Origin of the sequence: Providencia sp. PROV272 (assembly GCF_049901975.1) — a bacterium.
Classification (GTDB): domain Bacteria; phylum Pseudomonadota; class Gammaproteobacteria; order Enterobacterales; family Enterobacteriaceae; genus Providencia; species Providencia stuartii.
The window spans coordinates 3,552,725-3,572,977 of the sequence record NZ_CP096291.1 but is presented as its reverse complement, the minus strand read 5'-3'; the positions used below and the strand labels follow the sequence as shown (position 1 = coordinate 3,572,977).

18 protein-coding genes are annotated in these 20,253 nt (G+C 41.1%); 7 read left to right on the top strand and 11 right to left on the bottom strand.

Annotation, left to right across the window (positions count from 1 at the left end; all coding sequences use genetic code 11):
* Window positions 1–20 precede the first annotated feature (20 nt).
* The 6 genes from M1E93_RS16495 to M1E93_RS16470 form a co-directional block, all read right to left on the bottom strand.
* The gene (locus tag M1E93_RS16495) at window positions 21–1,070 is read right to left on the bottom strand and encodes an osmoprotectant NAGGN system M42 family peptidase (protein WP_014657402.1); all 1,050 of its coding nucleotides are present in this window, start codon (window positions 1,068–1,070) and stop codon (window positions 21–23) included.
* Window positions 1,071–1,074: 4 nt separating this feature from the next.
* Window positions 1,075–1,845 carry a FadR/GntR family transcriptional regulator gene (locus M1E93_RS16490; protein WP_041705166.1) on the bottom strand — a complete coding sequence of 257 codons (771 nt, stop codon included), beginning with the start codon at window positions 1,843–1,845 and terminating at the stop codon, window positions 1,075–1,077.
* A gap of 54 nt (window positions 1,846–1,899) precedes the next feature.
* Window positions 1,900–2,694, bottom strand: coding sequence for an ABC transporter ATP-binding protein (locus tag M1E93_RS16485; RefSeq protein WP_060561453.1), 795 nt, complete (start codon window positions 2,692–2,694; stop codon window positions 1,900–1,902).
* Entirely contained in the window at window positions 2,691–4,493 is a 1,803-nt protein-coding gene (locus M1E93_RS16480; RefSeq protein WP_004917383.1) for a dipeptide/oligopeptide/nickel ABC transporter permease/ATP-binding protein, read from the bottom strand. Before M1E93_RS16480 ends, M1E93_RS16485 begins: the two co-directional genes overlap by 4 nt.
* A complete protein-coding gene (locus M1E93_RS16475; protein WP_014657400.1) occupies window positions 4,490–5,437 on the bottom strand; it encodes an ABC transporter permease in 948 nt (315 codons plus the stop codon). Before M1E93_RS16475 ends, M1E93_RS16480 begins: the two co-directional genes overlap by 4 nt.
* Before the next feature lie 96 nt (window positions 5,438–5,533).
* Window positions 5,534–7,093, bottom strand: coding sequence for an ABC transporter substrate-binding protein (locus M1E93_RS16470; RefSeq protein ID WP_004917390.1), 1,560 nt, complete (start codon window positions 7,091–7,093; stop codon window positions 5,534–5,536).
* 150 nt (window positions 7,094–7,243) lie between these two features.
* Between M1E93_RS16470 and M1E93_RS16465 the strand changes: the two genes are divergently transcribed.
* From M1E93_RS16465 to M1E93_RS16455, 3 genes are all read left to right on the top strand, one after another.
* The gene (locus tag M1E93_RS16465) at window positions 7,244–7,891 is read left to right on the top strand and encodes a DUF1028 domain-containing protein (protein WP_014657399.1); all 648 of its coding nucleotides are present in this window, start codon (window positions 7,244–7,246) and stop codon (window positions 7,889–7,891) included.
* Between the two features lie 423 nt (window positions 7,892–8,314).
* A complete protein-coding gene (locus tag M1E93_RS16460; RefSeq protein ID WP_072502726.1) occupies window positions 8,315–8,752 on the top strand; it encodes a helix-turn-helix domain-containing protein in 438 nt (145 codons plus the stop codon).
* Between the two features lie 1,054 nt (window positions 8,753–9,806).
* A complete protein-coding gene (locus M1E93_RS16455; RefSeq protein WP_004917397.1) occupies window positions 9,807–11,228 on the top strand; it encodes an NAD(P)/FAD-dependent oxidoreductase in 1,422 nt (473 codons plus the stop codon).
* Between the two features lie 185 nt (window positions 11,229–11,413).
* Here the strand turns inward: M1E93_RS16455 and M1E93_RS16450 are convergent, their stop codons facing one another.
* Genes M1E93_RS16450 through M1E93_RS16435 form a run of 4 tightly spaced genes read right to left on the bottom strand, consistent with a single transcriptional unit; the run spans window position 11,414 to window position 15,075 of the window.
* Window positions 11,414–12,169 carry an ABC transporter ATP-binding protein gene (locus tag M1E93_RS16450; RefSeq protein WP_004917400.1) on the bottom strand — a complete coding sequence of 252 codons (756 nt, stop codon included), beginning with the start codon at window positions 12,167–12,169 and terminating at the stop codon, window positions 11,414–11,416.
* A 1-nt stretch (window position 12,170) separates the two neighbouring features.
* The gene (locus M1E93_RS16445; protein ID WP_004917402.1) at window positions 12,171–13,154 is read right to left on the bottom strand and encodes an iron chelate uptake ABC transporter family permease subunit; all 984 of its coding nucleotides are present in this window, start codon (window positions 13,152–13,154) and stop codon (window positions 12,171–12,173) included.
* The gene (locus tag M1E93_RS16440) at window positions 13,141–14,103 is read right to left on the bottom strand and encodes an ABC transporter permease (RefSeq protein WP_004917404.1); all 963 of its coding nucleotides are present in this window, start codon (window positions 14,101–14,103) and stop codon (window positions 13,141–13,143) included. The genes M1E93_RS16445 and M1E93_RS16440 overlap by 14 nt, the downstream gene beginning before the upstream one ends.
* A gap of 3 nt (window positions 14,104–14,106) precedes the next feature.
* A complete protein-coding gene (locus tag M1E93_RS16435; protein ID WP_004917406.1) occupies window positions 14,107–15,075 on the bottom strand; it encodes a siderophore ABC transporter substrate-binding protein in 969 nt (322 codons plus the stop codon).
* A gap of 767 nt (window positions 15,076–15,842) precedes the next feature.
* Between M1E93_RS16435 and M1E93_RS16430 the strand changes: the two genes are divergently transcribed.
* The 4 genes from M1E93_RS16430 (at window position 15,843) to M1E93_RS16415 (ending at window position 18,082) form a co-directional block, all read left to right on the top strand.
* A complete protein-coding gene (locus tag M1E93_RS16430; RefSeq protein ID WP_004917407.1) occupies window positions 15,843–16,184 on the top strand; it encodes a DUF5713 family protein in 342 nt (113 codons plus the stop codon).
* 196 nt (window positions 16,185–16,380) lie between these two features.
* Window positions 16,381–16,677 (top strand): DUF2645 family protein, encoded by a 297-nt coding sequence (locus M1E93_RS16425; protein ID WP_014657396.1) that lies wholly within the window; start codon window positions 16,381–16,383, stop codon window positions 16,675–16,677.
* Between the two features lie 595 nt (window positions 16,678–17,272).
* On the top strand, window positions 17,273–17,722 hold the full coding sequence (locus tag M1E93_RS16420) for a hypothetical protein (RefSeq protein WP_014657395.1): 450 nt from the start codon (window positions 17,273–17,275) through the stop codon (window positions 17,720–17,722).
* Between the two features lie 15 nt (window positions 17,723–17,737).
* Entirely contained in the window at window positions 17,738–18,082 is a 345-nt protein-coding gene (locus M1E93_RS16415; protein ID WP_223854657.1) for a thioredoxin family protein, read from the top strand.
* Between the two features lie 27 nt (window positions 18,083–18,109).
* Here M1E93_RS16415 and M1E93_RS16410 read toward each other — a convergent pair whose 3' ends face one another.
* Complete coding sequence (locus tag M1E93_RS16410) at window positions 18,110–19,492, bottom strand: SPOR domain-containing protein (protein WP_014657394.1); 1,383 nt, start codon at window positions 19,490–19,492, stop codon at window positions 18,110–18,112.
* Window positions 19,493–20,253 lie beyond the last annotated feature (761 nt).

Below are 20,253 nucleotides of genomic sequence, written 5' to 3'. Positions count from 1 at the left end.
ACGTTTTTTACCTAAATCCATTACTGCCCTGGTAATGGCACTAAATCACTTTCAATATAACGTCTGACCAAGGTGGCTAATGCAACCAGTGAATCAACGTGCGTTCTTTCCCAACCATGTGAGCTATCCAGTGCAAAACAAGCCAATGCCACGCGGATATCCCACCCTGCATCGACGGCAGCGGCACTGTCTGAGCGGTAGTGTTTAAAGGTATCTCTCACATGAGGAATATCATACTGTTGGCACAGCTTAAGTAGGTGGCGTGTGATAGCTAAATCAAATGGACCTGTTCTATCACGAAATGCCAATGTTAACGCATCATCCCGCGTTGTTTGATCGGGAGCCGACACCGAGTTATCAATGGCTAACAGTTCTTGTACTTCAGCACCAAAGCCATGCGTTCCCCCAATACCGACTTCCTCTGAAATAGTAAACATGATTTGGCAAGCCACTTCAGGCAGTACTTTATCATCCACCAGCGATTTCAATGCAGCTAATAACACTGCACAGCCCGCTTTATCATCAAGATGGCGAGAGACGATAAAACCATTATCAATAAACTCAGGCTGTGCATCGACTGCAACCATATCCCCTACATTAAAGCCATGTGCTAATAAATCAGCATGGTTATAACAAGGTGCATCAAGGCGGATTTCAAGGTTATCCCAATCGGCAATCTGGGTATCCACTTCAGTATTAAAACGGTGCCCCGATGCTTTTAACGGCAGAATAGTTCCCCGATATTGGTTGTTGTCACAAAATACTGTGACTCTCGCTCCTTCAGCGAAACGTGCGGCCCATGTTCCCGTGTTACGTAGTGCCAATCGCCCATTCGGCTTTAATTGTGTCACCATTGCACCGAGAGTATCTAAGTGTGCCGCTAGTGCCCTTTTGGGCTCACCATTGCCTAACGTAATATGTAGCACACCTCGGCGGGTGTATTGCGGTTGAAAACCTAATTCTGCGAGCCATTGATGAGTCTGCGCTACGGCATTCTCTGTCATACCTACAGGGCTAGGCGTTTGTAATAGCGTCTTTAATACAGATTTAAGATAATCTTGATCAATCATGTCATTACCTGTCTTCACTTAAAAATCGTTCTTGTAAGGTTGCTTGCAAGGCCAGCATGGCTTGTTCCGCATACGCCATATGCGCTTCCATAATCGCTTTCACTCTAGGAGCATCTTTACGGCGCATGGCGTCAATAAGTTGATATTGATAGTCAATCCCTTGTCGACGATCGACAGGTTCAGGCTTTAGGTAGATGTCTTTGCAAATCGCCAAATCCTTAAGCAACCGTTGAAGAAAATGACAGATAAACACTAAAAGTACGTTATCAGAGTAGCTCGCAACAACAGCGTGAAAATCCAATTCGGCCATCCGCTGCTGCCAACGTTCGGCTTCATCAACTGGCTCATGATCATAAATCGCTATCGTGTCATACAGTTTTTGAAAACCTTCATTATCCATATTGTCGATAGCGCTAACTGCCACCACAGGCTCTAATAATTTACGTAAGGTATAAATGTCTTTTATCGAAATATTCCGTGTAAACAAATAATTAGACAGTAAACTCATCGCTCGCGCTTCTGTCATAGAATCAATAAATGCACCGCCACCAGGCCCCGTTTTCGTTTTTATCAACCCTTGGACTTCTAGCGATTTTAAAGCTTCTCGAACGGTGCTTTTACTGGCGCTATAACGCTCTATTAGATCTTTCTCTTGTGGCAGTCGATCACCTGGCATTAAATTATCCGCCATGATCGATTCTTTAATCGCATTCACAATTTCATCCGTGCGTTTAATTCGTCCTGTTTCTGTCATCGGCTGTTTCTCTGTGTTCATATTTTTCTTCCGGCCGTCGTCTGTTGTTCTATTTTTCATCTCCACACTCGCCTTTTACTCAAAAGAGAGCCTTGGCGCGCTGGTCAATAAATTCTGGGTATAACTCTGTTCAGGGGCAGCAAATAAACGATGAGTTTCCTGACATTCTAGCAAATCACCTAAATAGAGCACGGCCACTCTGTCAGCAATTGATTCAACGACGGCTAAATCATGACTTATAAATAAGTAAGATAACGAAAATTGTGTTTTTAGCTCTTGTAGCAACAACAACACTTGCGCCTGTACCGAAACGTCCAATGCGCTAACAGGCTCATCGAGAACGAGGATCTGTGCATCGGCTGCCAATGCTCGTGCAATCGCTAAACGCTGAGCTTGCCCACCCGAAAACTCATGTGGATAGCATGCCAGCGCATCCAATGGCATACTTACGGCCTCGAGTAACTCATGTAATCTATGGGTTTGTTCAGATTTATTCATCTGCTTAAGGTACTTTAAAGGTACGGATAAGGTTTCTCCGATCGTTTTACGTGGGTTCAATGATGCAACAGGATCTTGGAAAACATATTGGATAGCTTGACCGAAGGCTCGTGTTCCTTTTTTTTGCCACTGAGAACGGTTTTTTCCCAATATGCGGATCTCCCCTGATGTTTCCTGCTCCAATCCAACTAAAATACGGGCAAGAGTACTTTTCCCCGAACCGCTTTCCCCAACGATCGCCAATGTTTCACCTTCATAAAGATCTATTGAGATGTTTTTTAGAGCCTTAACTTCTCTACTTGTTGGATGAAAAAGGTTAGGTGGGCGACCAAACGTTTTTACCAATTGATTGACTTCAATGACCTTATTCATGATACCTCCTGCACCGCGTCTGGTTTAGCGCTATAAATATCTGCAACATGGGTAAGAAATGCTTTTCCTTCCCCCAGTTTTGGCACACTGGCAATCAAGCGACGCGTATAAGGGTGCTGTGGCTGATGAAGTACCGTTTGTGTTGCGCCCGTTTCTACAATTTGGCCTTGCTGCATCACCGCCACCCGATCACAAATTTGGTTAATCACCGCAAAGTCATGGGTAATAAAAAGTAGCGCAACCCCTCTTTCACGACGTAACTTATTGAGTAATTCTAAAATGCGTGCCTGTACAGTGACATCCAGTGCCGTTGTCGGCTCATCGGCAATAATTAACACCGGATCATTCGCAAGAGCCATGGCAATCCCAACACGTTGGCGTTGCCCTCCAGAAAGTTGATGGGGATAAGCGTGATAACTCTCTTTTGCTGATGGAATACCAACACTCTCAAGTAACTCAATCGCCTTATTCTTCGCTTGTTGATCGGAAAGGGATTGGTGAGCGGTGATCGCCTCTTGTAATTGTGCACCTATCGAAAACTGTGGATGCAGTGTCGTCAACGGATCTTGAAAAATATAAGAGACTCTAGCGCCACGGCGTTGCTGTAACGCCGATAGAGATAATGACAACATCTCTTCTTCATTAACATAGATCCCACCACCGGTGATCACCGCTGGCGGGGAAGCTAATAGCCCCATAATGGACAGTGCTGTAACACTTTTACCAGAGCCACTTTCCCCTATCAGCCCTAAACACTCACCACGCGCCACTGAAAAACTGATATTTTTAACCGTTGGGCGCAATAGAGGCCCTTGACGAAAACCAACACACAGTGACTTCACTTCTAACACCGCCTTGCTGCCTTCCGTACGTGCTGGAATATCAATACGTGCGGTTTCTGTCACTGGTTGCGAGCGATGCAAAGCCCCTGATTTGAGCCTTGGATCAAGTAAATCGCGAATGCCATCACCTAATAAATTAAAGCTAATGACGATAAGAAAAATCATAATGCCGGGCACTAATGCAACATGGGGCGCCACGAACATCTGTGCTCTACCTTGCCCTAGCATTGATCCTAAGTCGGCATTCGGCGGCTGTGTTCCTAACCCTAAAAACGACAACCCCGCCGTTTCCAAAATCATCCACCCTATCGTGGTTGACATAGTCACGACAATAATAGGCAATACATTCGGTAAAACTTCCGTTAATAGAACTTGAATATGGTTTTTACCTGATAACCTTGCCGCCTGAATAAAATCACGATCGCGCAAGCCTACTGTTAGCCCTCGAATATTACGTGCAAAGAAGGGGATATTAACCAAAGCTATCGCGTATAACGCATTAAGTAAGCCCGGCCCAAGTACAGCGACAATCGCCAATGCCAGTAAAATATAAGGAAAAGCCATTAACATATCGATGCAACGCATCAATAGGGTATCAGTTCGCTGCCCAACATAGCCGGCAATTAAGCCAATTAGCGTACCTAATACGGCTGCAATTAACGTCGCAGAGATCCCCACAAGCAGTGATACCCGTGTTCCCCATAATAACCGTGACAAAATATCACGCCCAAGATGGTCGGTTCCCAACACATGACCCGAAGAAAAAACAGGTAATAATCGATTAATGAGATCCGTTTTATCGGGATCAGGCAGTGGCAGCCAAGGTGCTAGTAATGCTGACAACATGATGACCAATAAGATCGCTAGCCCTAATGCAGCTAAACGATTGGTCATTAACAAAGACCAAGCCGATTGGCGATAACGTGGCTGGATAACCGGTGTAGTAATTTGGCTCATGATTTTAACCTCGGATCCAAAAGTGCCTGCATCAAATCAGCAAACAAATTAATAAATACATAGGCTGCTGCTGCAATTAAAACACCGCCCTGCACTAAAAAGAGATCACGTGTCGCAACCGCTTTGACCAACATGGCACCTAGCCCCGGCCACTGGAATACGGTTTCGATATAGACAGCACCGCCTAGAACAAAACCAGCCTGAATCCCAATAACGGGGATCACTGACACGAGCGCCATACGAAAAGCATGACGAAAAATAACTTTGCGTTCGCTAAGTCCTTTTGCTCGAGCAGTACGAATAAAATCTAAGCGCAAGACCTCTAACATCGCAGTACGAGTTAATCGAGCAATGACCCCTGTCGCGACTAAAGAGAGCGTCACTGCTGGCAGAACAAGATGGTGCAATAGGTCACCGAACCCACCGCCTTGCCAAATCGAATACATCCCTGACGCAGGAAACCATTGCAGTTGTACCGCAAACAGCATGATCATCAATAGGCCGATCCAAAACGATGGCATCGAAATGCCCAGTAACACGGCTAGCGTGATCATTTTGTCACTCCAGCTAAACTGGCGGATCGCCGAAATAATGCCTGCCAACAACCCTAAAACAGAGCTGAGCAACAGCGCACTGCCCCCAAGAATTAAGGTGGCTGAAAAACGTTCTAATACCTCGTCAGTGACAGGACGATTGAGTACGAATGAGCGCCCAAAATCCCCCTGCAATAAATTACTTATCCAAATAAAGTATTGTTGATATAGCGGCTTATCTAAACCAAGTTCCTGTTTTACCCGCGCCACATTCTCTGGTGTTGCCCATGGTCCGAGCAGTGCTTGAGCGGGGTCACCAGGGATCAACGCCATGATGAAAAATACGATAAGCGTGAGCCCAATTAAAATGGGTATCGTCGCTAAAATTCGTTTAACACAATATAGCCACATAGGTTCTTCCCCAGTAAATCTTCCCGTCGTAACCGTTTTAATGCCGAGTAAAGGCTCGCTACTTTGTTATGCCGTGAAATTAAGCCAATTGATCCGTTAATCTTTATGAACGTCTTTAAGCAATAAATTAAAATTTGGCTGTAATTTAAAATTACTGATCCGCGCACTGGCGACCGCATTTTGCTTCCAATTTGCCACAAACAGCCATGGCGCATCTTGGTGAACTCTCTTTTGTACCTGCCGATAAAGCCGTGCCCTCTCAGCCATATCGTTGGTTACTCTTGCCTTATCTAATAAGCTATCGAGTTGTTTATTCGCGTAATAGCCAGAATTAAATCCCCCTTTCTCTGGCCATGATCCAGAGTGCAGCGTCAAAAAGGGTAAGGTGTCAGGATCGTTCGTCATCCATGCCATTTCCGCCATATGTGCTTGTTTAAGCCCTGAATTCACCTTTGATAAATAGGTATTCCACTCAAAAGTCTGTATTTCAACTGACAGCCCAACGGCCTTTAGGTCGGCCTGAATCGCTGTCGCCATCGGGATCGGATCCAACATGCCAGATCCTCCCTCTGTGACATAAAAAATAATTTTTTGCCCTTCTGCTCCCGCCGCTTTAATCAATTCACGCGCTTTTTGAGGATCGTAAGGGTAAGCCTCCGTTTCAGGATCAAACGCCCAATCGAAAGCTGAAGGGATTGGCCCCTGTGCAACATCTGCGGAGCCTTGAAGGATATATTTAACGATATTCTGTTTGTTGACTGCGTAATTCACGGCTTGCCTGACACGCACATCGTCAAATGGTGGACGTGATGCATTCAACATGCCATACCAAACATGCGGGCCTGTTGCTTGATACAAGTGAAAACGTTTATCAGAGGCAAACAGTGGTACATTATCCGCGGGCACTTCAACCATCGCATCAATCCCTCCCGACAGCATTTCAGCCACGCGAGTATTAGCGTCAGTTATTGGGCGAAAAACCACATATTGCAGTGACGGTCGCCCTCCCCAGTACTGATCATTAGCTTCCACAACAACACGCTGATTCGCCGTCCACTCGGTAAATTTAAAAGGCCCAGTCCCACTTGGATGGCGACCAAAATTTTTATCGTATTGTTTAACGGCAGTTGGCGAGACAATCAAACCTGCGGGGGTTGCAAGATTGGATAAAAAAGGGGCAAACGGCTCTTTTAACCGGAAGATCACCGTGGCGTTATCGGGCGTTTCAATGTTGTCGATAACAGAAAAGAAAAATGATAAAGGAAAAGGCCCTGTATGATAGTAAGGATGCTCACGATTAAGCATACGTTCGAACGTAAACTTAACCGCTTGTGCATCTAATGGTGATCCATCATGAAAGCGAACCCCTTTGCGTAAATGAAATGTGTAAGTCAGTCCATCCTCACTCACATTCCATGATTCGGCCAGTGCAGGCTCAAGCTTTAATGAACCATCAGAATTGCGCACCAACCCCTCATAAATATTCACCAAGATCCGTGAATCATTGGCAGCCGTCGCCACCTGAGGATCTAATGATTGCGGTTCAGCCACTTGCCCTAATAACAATACATGGCTGTTTTCATCGCCCCATAGCGGAAATGAAAAAGCGAAGAGAAGTGAAACTGTGGCTACCCATCTGCGTAAACACATGCCCATATTTGTTCTCCCTGGTGTGGTGACGATGCTGTGATATGTGTCAATTTTGTTAAAATTATTCTCTTTTTCTTTATTTATGATTATAAATTAACTTTCTCGCAATAATTTATAATGATAAATTTGATCGGTGTCTAATTTATGAGGTGTAAAATGACTTTTTCTATCGTCGCTCGTTGTGCAAAAACGGGGGAAATTGGAGCAATAACCGCAACAGGTGGTCCCGCAGTAGGGGCATTAGTTCTCCATGGGGCAAGTTATCATGGTGCGATTGCCACACAAGCCATGACCAACCCCATGGCAGGTATAACCGGAGTTGAATTCCTTCGAGAGGCTATGCCAGCTAAAACCTGTTTAGATGTTTTGCTTAAAAAAGATGCCGCCCCCACATTAAGGCAATTGATCATTATTGATAAACAAGGCACCAGTGCGCATTGGACAGGACAGGCATGTTTACCTTGGTGTGGTGGCTTATCTGAAACCAATTTAGCGATTGCAGGTAATATGCTCGCAGGAGAGCATGTTTTACACGCGCTATACGATACCTACCATAAATACTCAGAATTAGCGCTAGCAAATAGGCTATTAATGGCAATGAAAGCGGGTGAAAAAGCGGGAGGTGATTATCGAGGAATTCGTTCAGCGGCACTCAAAATATGGCACCATCGCCAATATGCAGATATTGATATTCGCGCTGATTGGTCACAACAACCTTTATCTGACTTAAACGTTATTCTGCATCAAATATGCTCAAGCGACTACGCCGATTTCTTCGCACAAATTCCCACTGGAAATGAATAATCAGCTTCACTTAACAGCAATCACGTAATTCAACTTAGGAAATTAATACTCATAATATGAAATTATCTCTAAAATAGCCGTCAAACCTTTGACAGAATGTAACAAAATGAAACATTTTAGGCGACAATTAACTATTTCAAATAGAACAAATTAGTAAACACATTTACTCTTTTTACGTCATAATTCGAAATATAAATAAAATAACCTTCTTAAAATGACGATGTTTTCATAGGTTTAAGCTCTCAATTTTCAAAAAATTTACGTGAATACCAATAGTGTAAATCAGCATTTCCAATAAAAATAAACATAACAATAGTTATAAACTATCAAAAATCACTGTTTATTAGGTATAAACATTTTTACACCTACAGCAGACTCGTTATAGTAGCGCCCAAATAGAGGCGATGAGTAGAAAACTAAATAATGGAAGAAAACAAACTCAGTACACTATCGGGTTACTTTTTACGCAAGGCAAGAAAGGAGAAGAAAATCACGGGCAAAGAATTAGCCAAATTAATGGGGATCAGCCAGCAACAAATTTCTCGCTATGAAAACGGGATAACGCCACTCACAATTGATTTACTGTATAAATTTCTATTGATCTTGGAGATTGATGGCGCAAGTTTTATACAAAAAATTTTCCACGAATACGCGAACGGTAGCAATAATAAAGAGCCTGCTCCCGTCACACCACCATCACTCAGCCAATATATCAGACACTTTATTAAAGATAAAAATAGCGCAACACGCGATGAAATACGTTATTCCAATCACAATAGAAAAAATTTAGAGACCTATTCCGTCCAGCTCAAGCCACTCAATGGCGCCAAAATAAAGAGAGTTAATTCTAAAAAGGAATAAATCGCCCTATAATAAATTACACTCCAATAATAGAGGTTTATACTAAATAAGCACTTCTACCTAAGTGAATTAATTGTCATTTCCCACTGGGTTCGCCAAACTTTTAATCCATGATTTTTCTGGCATGATGATAATAAGCACAAATTATGTATGCCAATTGGTTAAAAAATAGATAACTCAAACTGTTGCCTAAATAAAAAACCTGATTTATTGTAAGGATTACTTATTTAGATAACACTTTAACCAGCTTAGTCGTATATTTTACTTTTACCACTATGTGTGACTAAAAAAATAAACAAATTTAGGATTATTATTAGTAACAGTCGTTATTGAAAGGGTTAAACTGGATAAGAATTCGTCTTTGACTATTTTATCAACAGACACAAAGATAAACATATCTTCATGTTTTTTAATGATAAATCAGAGGTAAAATATATTCCTAATAGGCGTTTCAATAACAAAATATATTTTTTCAACTTTATTTTAAAATAGTGTAAACCTAAAAAGACGCTACGAATTTTCCTGTTACTGAAAAAATTGAGAATTTAGTTCAAAAAAACGACAATATAAAAAACACAAACATTTAGATATTTAATTAAATGTTTTTAAACTAATACGTATTTTATCTATTTAACCTTTCAAGAGTAAAAAGAAGGATAACCACCAACCCTCATAAAATCGGATATTTCATTCTCCTACCCTTATTAACCACACAATATAGCATTGTTTAACACTTGGCTCATTCTAGTATTTTTGCTAATTACTCACTCTACGAAACAAATATCCACCGCATCTAAGTTGATTAAAAAATCACTGTACACATTATCTGACATTTCACTTTATTTTCTGCCCTCTTAAAAAGATTGAATTTTATTAAAATAGCTCGCAAACCCCTTACAGGCTTGATTATTTCTGATTATGAATATTCACATTTCTCTTACTTTTGTTAACAAATATTAACCATAGTTAACAACATCATGAAATATGATAATATGATTATCTTAAATTGTAATTATTTACTATATAAAAACTAAGGTTATTATTGAGGTTATAGATGAAAATCTCGAGAAGAAAACTACTTTTAGGGGTCGGTGCTGCGGGTGTTCTCGCAGGTGGTGCTGCGGTTGTTCCAATGATCCGCAGAGAAGGTCGGTTTGAGTCCACCAAATCTCGTGTTCCTGCTGTAGCAGGCACAGAAGGTGCATTACCAAAATCCGCTGATGCCGTTATTATCGGTGCAGGCCTTCAAGGTATTATGACTGCAATTAATCTCACCGAAAGGGGGATGAACGTTGTTATTTGTGAAAAAGGCGTTGTAGGCGGCGAACAATCAGGCCGTGCTTATAGCCAAATTATTAGCTACAAAACTTCCCCAGAAATTTTTCCATTACACCACTATGGAAAAATTTTATGGACTGGCATGAATGAAAAAATCGGTGCTGATACAAGTTACCGCATTCAAGGCCGTGTTGAAGTTCCTTCTAGCGAAAAAGATCTAGAACTCACCAGAGAGTGGATCAAAAAGACAGCAGAAAACCCAGGTTTTGATACACCTTTAAGAACTCGCATGATCGAAGGTGAAGAGCTGGCAAAACGCTTACCTAATGCACAAACTCCATGGAAAATCGGTGGATTTGAAGAAGACGCAGGTAGTCTCGACCCAGAAGTGGTTACACCAACCATGGCTAACTACGCCAAATCAATCGGGATCCGCATCTATACCAACTGTGCAGTAAGGGGCATAGAAACCGCTGGCGGTAAGATTTCCGACGTTGTGACCGAAAAAGGTTCCATCAAAACTTCTAACGTAGTGCTGACTGGTGGTATCTGGTCTCGCCTATTTATGGGTAACCTAGGCGTTGATGTTCCTACACTGAACGTTTACCTATCTCAACAGCGTATTACTGGCGTGCCTGGTGCACCGAGAGGTAACGTGCATCTACCAAACGGTATTCACTTCCGTGAACAAGCTGATGGTACTTATGCGGTAGCACCACGTATCTTTACCAGTTCTATCGTTAAAGATAGCTTCCTGCTAGGCCCTCGCTTTTTACACCTACTCGGAGGCGGAGAGCTGCCATTAGAATTCTCAATCGGTAAAGATCTCTTTAACTCCTTCACCATGGCAACCTCATGGAAGCTGGATGAGAAAACGCCATTTGAAGAGTTCCGTACCGCAACTAACACACCAAACAATGAGCACTTGGATGGCGTTCTAGAAAGACTTAGAAATGAATTCCCTGTGTTTAAAGACTCTAAAGTGGTTGAGCGTTGGGGCGGCACTGTTAGCCCAACTGACGATGAGATCCCAATCATTTCGAAAATCGAACAATACCCTGGCCTTGTTATCAACACCGCAACAGGTTGGGGTATGACAGAAAGTCCTGCATCTGGACAGTTGACTGCTGATCTATTGATGGATACTAAGCCTATCATCGATCCACGTCCATACAGACTTTCTCGTTTTAGCGAGTAATATAAAACGCTTTTACGCAGGATTTGGATGCACTCTTCACTTATGCTAATTAGGTGAAGAGTGATTGGAATGGCGCGTGAATGGTTTGTAGCTTTGCTACTGCGTTTGATATATAGCTCAATAAAATAGCCTCTATGCTAACAAGCAATAGAGGCTATTTTTTTATAAAAATAAAATGACTTCGTTTAGTAATACATCGCTATCAATTTATTATCGACAGATTTAATCTCAATAGGAGTATCAAAGATATCTTCGATGATATCGACCTTCATAATGTCATTAGGCGCCCCATGATAAACTAACTTCCCTGCTCGCATAGCGATAATATGGTCGGAGTAGACAGAGGCAAAATTGATATCGTGGATCACCAAAATAATCGTTTTGCCTAACTCGTCTGCCGCGCGACGCAGCAATTTCATCATAATGACCGCGTGCTTCATATCAAGGTTGTTGAGTGGTTCATCTAACAGCACATATTCAGTGTCTTGACATAAAACCATCGCCACATAGGCTCTTTGCCGTTGACCACCTGATAGCTCATCCAAATAACGATGACGCAAGTTAGATAAATTTAAGAATTCGAGTGACTCATCGATTTTCTTTTTGTCATCAAGAGTTAAACGCCCTTTTGTATAAGGATAGCGGCCAAAACCAACTAACTCTTCAACGGTTAATCGACTTGCGAACTGGTTTTCTTGTCGCAACACTGACAAATAAGTCGCTAGCTTATCACTTGGCGTTTTTACAACATCTAGCTCATTAACCTTCACATGCCCAGAATCGGCCATTAATAAGCGCCCAATGATTGATAAAAGCGTCGACTTACCTGCTCCATTAGGCCCAATAATCGATGTAATACCACTATTTTTAATCGTTGTTGTGATGTTATCTAAGACCTTAGTATCCTGATAACTTTTCGATATCTGATTAATTTCAATCATACTAAAACCTTCTTAACACCATATAAATAAAGAATATGCCGCCGATAAACTCAATCACAACAGATAGCGTACCCGCCATGTTCAAGCCGTAATCAAGGATCAATTGCCCTCCAATAAGCGCAATCACTCCTAATAAGAAAGAGACGGGCAACAGATAACGGTGCTGACTACTACCACTAATAAAATAAGCAAGGTTCGCCACCATTAACCCTAAGAAAGTTAATGGCCCTACTAATGCTGTCGATACCGCCACTAATATCGATATCAGTAATAAAATCACCGTCACTTTATGGCGATAGTTAATTCCTAAATTGATCGCATTTGCCTGACCGAGAGCTAAAACATCGAAACAATAGCGCATACGCCACAGCAAAATACCAACGACTAGCGTAATTGCTAAAGTAAAGAAGATCAGCTCAGGGGTCGCTCGTGTAAAAGTCGCAAACATACGACTTTGTAGAATTGAGAATTCATTCGGATCCATCAACCGCTGTAGTAACGTCGCCGTACTTTTAAATAACGTACCAAGAATAATACCAACCATCAAAACGAGGTTGATATTCAACTTAGCTGAAACAAACAACCAGCGATAAAGTAATACGGAGAATAGAACGAGTAGCGATGACTCTAGCAAAAACTTCCCAATATTGAGCAACCAAGATGCAGGGAAGCTATCGGTATAAAACACAAAGATTGACTGTAATAAAATAAATAACGCCTCTAAACCCATAATAGAGGGCGTCAATATCTTATTATTGGCTATGGTCTGAAAAAGAACGGTCGAGACTCCAGAAGCAAAAGCGACCAGAATCATCGTCAGCACCATATAACCTCGGTGTGGCAAAATATAAGCAAGGTTATTGCCAAGATTGATAGTCATAAAAAGTGTAATAGCTATAACCGACAGCCCCAGTAATAGCCATATTCTTTGTAATGGTGTCATCCCTTTTTTGGGTAACACCACTGATGCATTAACTTTTTGCATAACGCTGCTGCTTCAACAGTAAAAAAAGGAAAATAATGGCGCCAATAACACCTAAAATCACACTTGCAGGTATTTCGAATGGATAACGGACTAAGCGACCGACAATATCACAGAGTAAAACTAACCCTCCGCCAGCAATACAGATCCATGGCAGCGTTTTACGAATATTGTCTCCCATAATTAAACTAATGAGATTCGGGATAATCAGTCCTAAGAATGGCAATGCCCCGACAACGACAACAACAACCCCGCTTATCAGTGCAATAATCGATAAACCAATTGTCATTACCTTACGGTAATTTAGCCCCACGTTGATGGCAAACTCACGACCCATACCCGCAACCGTGAAACTATCCGCAATCCAACAAGCAAGTAATGTGAGTAAACCGACTAGCCATAAAAGCTCATAACGACCCTGAATGATGCTAGAAAAATCTCCGCTCATCCAAGCACTTAATGACTGTAGCAGGTCAAATGAATACGCGGTAAAGATTGTCAGTGCGCTGATAACGGCTCCTAACATTATGCCGACCAGCGGCACAATCAGCGCTGATTTTAAGATAACCCTGCGCAACAGCATCATAAACAGCATTGTACCCAGCAATGCAAACCCGCTTGCCACTACCATTTTGGTCATAATATCGGCGGTAGGGAACAGTATCATCACAAATAATAAGCCCAAACTCGCTGACTGTGTTGTTCCCGCCAACGAGGGCTCAACAAAACGGTTTTGGGTTAGGAGCTGCATGATAAGCCCAGCAACACTCATAGCGCTGCCTGCTAGGATCAAGGAAATAGTTCGAGGAATACGACTGATAAAAAAGATGTCTTGCATCTCTGGATCGGTGAAAAGTGAAACGGGTGACACGTCACCCGCTCCAATAAACAAACTCATCACCGCTAATACCAATAAGGCGATAATTCCAAAAAAAAGATAAAGCGTTTTCATTGATTAGTTTGTTTGGTTTTTTTCTAATGCGTTATTAACATCATCCATTAACTGAGAATAAGTTTGAATGCCACCAGCGATGTAAACAGCAGACGGATCAAGATAAGTCACTTGTTGTTTATTCCATGCCGATGTTTTTCTTACTAACGCATTGTCTAAAACTTGGGCTGCTGGCTGAGCATCTGTGCGGCCAATTGCGCTATCACGGTCAATGACAAACAACCAATCTGGATTCAGTTTGACTAGCAATTCTGCGTTAACAATGTTGCCATGTCTGCCTGTATCTTCAGTGAAGACATAAGCAGGCTCAAAGCCCAATTCATCAAAGATGAAGCCAAAACGTGAGCCTGGACCATAAGCAGAGATCTTACCGCCACTCACTAAGATCACCATCGCTTTACCTGCGGTTGGTGTTTTTTGTTTGATTTGAGCAATTTTTTCTTTGAAATCAGAAACCAGCTTTTTAGCTTGTTCTTCCTTACCGAATAGCATACCTAATTCAGTTGTGCGTTCAGTTAAGCTATCAATAAAGCGTTTATTATCAATATCCATTGAGATAGTTGGCGCAACAGCACTGAGTTTGTCGTATGCGTCGCGAGCGCGGCTACCAGCTAAAATTAAGTCAGGTTGTGCATTGCTCAGCACTTCATAAGCAGGTTCAAATAGTGTGCCTGCGTTGATGTAATCCGGGGAGTTATACTTAGATAAAAATTCAGGTAATTGAACGTTTGTTTTTGGTAGGCCAGCGACTGGGGCGCCTAAGGCATCCATAATATCCAGTGTTTCCATACTCATAACAAACACTTTTTCAGGATGGCGAGGAACTTCTGTTTTACCTTGAGCGTGCTCGATAGTGATCGTTTGTTTCTCTGCCGGTGCAGAAGTTTCTGCCTTTTCTTTAGATTGATCACAACCAGCCAATACTAAGGCTGACACTAAGACGAGCCCTGAAGTTAGTGATTTTACAAACATCCAATTTCCTCCATCTATCTCTAAATAATGTGAGTTGTCGCTTTAAGCCCGATAAATCTACCCGATTTGGTAAACGCATCAATGCTCAGCGCGGCTAGCAGCTTCATAAAAAGAACCCATAGCGCTGCCACCGACTCCACCCATAGCACAAATAATAGCGCTATCTTACCTTGTACTTAGTACAAATGATATTAGTTTACATTTGCATTCAAAAGAAATGGTAGCAAACGCACAAATTCCTAAAATAGATCTTGCCCCCTAGCACGCAAAGGCTTTCATGCTATTGTGTTTGGTTTTACTATCATAAGATACGAAAGAAGAGAGGAACCTAAGAGAAACAGGCATATTGGGTAGTGCACTGATGCCACCACAGACACCACAGACACCACAGACACCACAGACACCACAGACACCACAGACACCACAGACACCACAGAAATAGCACCCAGCAAAGTCGTTAGCTAGAAAAGATAAAAATTATGTTACTCATTCGTTTAAAAGTGCATTTTCCCTAGCAGAAACAAACGCCAAATAGCAATAATCGCAAATAAACATTCAAACATTGTAAAATGTGTTATTGACAGTGCCTATTGCTGATTTTTTCAAACCCAAAACACGGAAATAGGTACCGCGCTATTATTAGACCGTGCAAAAGCCTACCGCCCTCACGTTATTCAATTGGTCAACTCGCTTCTCATTCAGTGTGCCACTACAATATATCTCCGCATTAATTTGTTTTTAGGATAACGCTTTCAAAAGGAATAAAAATGCCCGTAACCAACCCAGACGTTTTGAAGCTCCGTTTATTAGGTGAAATGTATGATGACAGCTATTTTCCTGATCATCTGGTGAAGCAGGGTGAGGCCATTCTTCTGCGATTGTGTGAGGCACTGGAAAACAATCCACCGAACGGACTGGCGGAGTTGTATGTGCTGACACAGCAGTCAACGGAAGAATTTAACGATTTGCAAGATGCCTTTGAAGAGGCGGGCAGTGAGATTGAAACGGTTGCCCGTGATGCTATCGGCGAATCATTTTACCTGATTGCTCGGGCATACGGCTTTTTAGATGCAGATCCGGAGGAGCTGATTGCAACACGGGAGTGGTAATTAAATAACAATCATACCGTGGCCAACTAATATTGGTCACCGCATTAGGCTGTTCATAGAGCAGCCGCCCTGCTCCATAGACTCTTCTTGGCTCTCGCCAAGTAAAAATGGCTAAATGAAAGTGAAGAAGCGATAAAACGCTACATGAGAAACTTGTAGTGTTTTACATAAAAGGGATTATAGGAATCTGATTTATATGAAATACATATATAATACAATAATTATCATTTATATGTTTTTCTTATGCATGATGATAACGGTTTTTTCTATATCTGATTATGAATGGATGATTGGGGAGAGTGAAATAACAAACTTATGTCAGTTACCCATGGGAGGAAGATATACACTAGAGCCAATGTTGGTTATTTTACCGTTGCTAGTGCCATTATTTATAATTAGAAATAAGAAAATACGCTATTTATGTATTTTGATTGCTGGCTTTTATATCTATTGGTCCTTTTTCCTGAGATTTAATCTCTGCATGCCATTTTAGGTACCGTTAAACATTGTATATACGATATGGGTACTGCCTGTTTACCCTCGCCATGACCATTATATTAAAAAATGAGTTAATTGACTAAAACAGCCCGCCGCTCCCAACCAAAGCTCATCAAAGCCATGCTCAGGCACAATCACCCAGTCACCCTGAAAATTCCTATTCCTTTGGGTTTGTTTTTAACATTTCTTTTTTAAATCCCAAAATATGGTTACGTCTTAAAAACACTCAATGCTTTATAAGATAATGGCGTATGAAAATACAAAAAATTCAACTCCGAAACAGAGATGCGTAAATGGAAAAGACGTAATCAAATTGTAAAAAGGAAAAAAGCTCAAAAAACATAATACTTCATCAAAGTGATAGCATCATCCTTTTTCTTCTCTCCATGAGCGGTTATTAAGCTATCACTTCTTAGTTTGTTAATTTTACTAAGCTTGAGTTTCTATCGATGGTGTAATCCAAAGGTGCTGTATCCGTTGATTGATTCTCTTATGTGATATATCGAAAATAACCACTATATTCGGTTCATTCTTTCATAAATAGCCATGTAAGATATGGTGTTAAATAACAAGTGCATTAGGAAATCACTATGACCAATTATCGTCATATACTGCTTTGTATCCTATCGGCTAGCCTATTTTCCCCAATCGGCCTTGCCAATACCCACACAGTCACAGTATTCCAGTGTGTGAATAAAAACCAAAAAAAGGTTAATATCAGCCTAGCAAATGGTCAGTACATTTATCAATTCGGCAAACTTAATCAAAAACCTGATATCACTATGGTAAGAAAGCCTGAACAATTAGCTGCACGTTATCTCACCCCTAAGGGAGATAGATTCAATGGAAAAATCTATGAGGTTGATTTTCGAAATGGCGACTATACCTATACCGTTTCCTCTTCCTATTTAGACTCAAAGCATATCGCTCATGTGGATGTATATCAAAAAGATAAATTACTTACTTCTATCTCTTGTTTGCCAAATACCATTGTTGATAACCTTCATGAACATATTTTCGATTTGCCAAGTGATGATTAAATAATGGCTCACACTATGCCAATAATAAAACACCTCGATCAACAAAGTTTTACAGAAGCGCTTTTTAATCCAGAACAACAAGGGCAGATAGCTATTATTTATTTTTCTGCCTCTTGGTGCCAGCCTTGTAAAAATATGCAACCGATCTTTGAGCAACTCCCTCTATATTTGGATAGCTCAGCCATTAATTTTGGCATCGTTGACATCGCTCAATCACCTACTCTAGCACCGATGTATGGTATTAAATCGGTGCCTTCAATCGCATTATTTAACGACTCACGTTTGGTTGCTATCGTGGCTGGGGAAGTCTCACTACAGCATGCCATAACAAAGATACGGTCTGCTCTCCCCATTGATTAATTACCTCCCCTAAGGCCCCACGATACATTAATGAAGTTCTGATTGAACATGCCGTAAACTACGTACCCACGGCTTATCACGTTGAATTGCCGAGGGTAAATTTTTCAATGCTCGTTTTGCAGAAGCTATATTAGAGAATTCACCATAAACCAATACATACCATTGGCGACCATGACGAACGGTTTCATACACTAAATAATTTGACAATTTATGGCGGCGCGCATGTTCATAGAGACCAGCTGGTGAACTGGCACTACCAATCTGCAATGTGTAATGCCGAGGGGATGCAGTGCGAGGATCGCCTCCTAAATTATACATAGGTTTCATGTCTGACGAAGGCTTCTTGGCTACTTCAACCGTTTTCTCCATTCCAGATGCCGCCTCCTCTTTAACCACGGTTTCCTTCAGTTCAATTCTAAAATGGAATATTCCATCCTTAGGCAAATTAGATAGCGTAGACGCCAACTGAGTTAGCTTTGTATCAACCCTTTTTTCAGAAATTTCAGAATTCAATGAATCAGCAACTTTCTCTTTAACGTTTGCTGATCCTTCTATTGATGGAGCCATTGGTACAGTTGCATGTTTGGCAAGCTCACCTTGTTGCTCAGGTGATAACGGGATAGCCGATGTAACTTGTTCTGTTTTTTCAGGGGAGTGATAAACAATACCAACCGGATTTATTTGTTCTACTGACACCTGATTATTTAAAATATGGCGTGAAAGTAATATCCATTTCTTTGATAAGCCATTCAGTGCGTCATCATAGATTTCAATACTGCTACGAATAACATGGCTTAAGCTAGGAATAGCTGCAATTTTTGTCTGAAATTGGTTCCTTTTTAACGATTGGATAGTAGGGTCAAATATGGGCACTGAAATGATAGCCTTTTGCAGTAATACAAGATCAATTTTCGATTCTGGCTTTGGCTCTAACTTAAAGGGATGCACTCCAATATGGTCATTTGCTATTTTAGGTAACTGCTGACACAGCTTTTGATCTGGCACTGTCATGAGCACACGAGACGATGACATTGCAGTTTCTTTTTGAATGTCAGAAAGAAAATCCTTTGCAATGTCATGCACTTCCCCTTCCGCCTGTAATGCTTTTTCTAACCACCATTGCGCGCAAGCGGTATTTTGTACGCCGCCATCACCAAAATAAAATAAAATCCCTAGATGAAGCTGCCCGAGGGGATATCCTCGTATAGCTGATTGATGGATATAATAACGGCCTTTAATTAAATCGACCGGAACGCCATCACCGTTAATTAATTGCACGCCCATATCATGAATAATTTCAACGGGTGTACGCTGTGCTTGTGCAACAGACTGACACACTACTGCTCCTGCAAAAACAGTAGATAGAATAGCGAATTTAGCGATACTACAATGATGCTGTGATATAAACATGAAATAATTCCAAATAGGTAATATAAAAATAAATGGAATGCACTTTGATAATAAAATTAAGTACTATCTTTCAAATCTAAGGCCGGTCTGGTAAATAAGGGGAATTTAAAACCAATTTATACCAAACACCATTTGTACGTTTCATTGTTAATACACCAAAAAATAATGCCAGTTAATCGCAGTGAGTAGACTCAATGGATTATTCCTCGTTAATTTAAATTTTTTAAGTCACCCATGGTTAAAAATCACTGTCTAAGCTTGAGTCAGTGTTAAATTAATAATGATCAGATCGCTCAATTTTGGTAAACACTGGCAGATATCATGTTCTAATTCATTATTCCTTTTTAATCCGTTACAGCGGGGAGACTGAACTCGTTCCTAGCCCGCATAAATAAGCATTTTACCATCATGGGAGTATCCACTTCGATTATATCCTTACTAATAACCTTCAACCCATACTGGAGCAGTATTTAATAAACACCGAGCTAGTTACCACTTTCTCTAGTCCATCCCACTCGATACTTTCATATCCTAGTCTACTATCTAAGGAAATACCAAATAATATCTATTATCGTAACCCTTGTTTATTTCCTACTTAATTACCCGCTATTTTAAAATATTCATAATGCCTTATGCGTAATACGCCTCATTTAAAATGGAAGGAAGATGTGTATATTTCTCATATCATAACCCTATAACATAAAATAATTTGTCAGCATTAAAACAGTCACTCCAATTTAATAATTATGCGTTTATTTAGC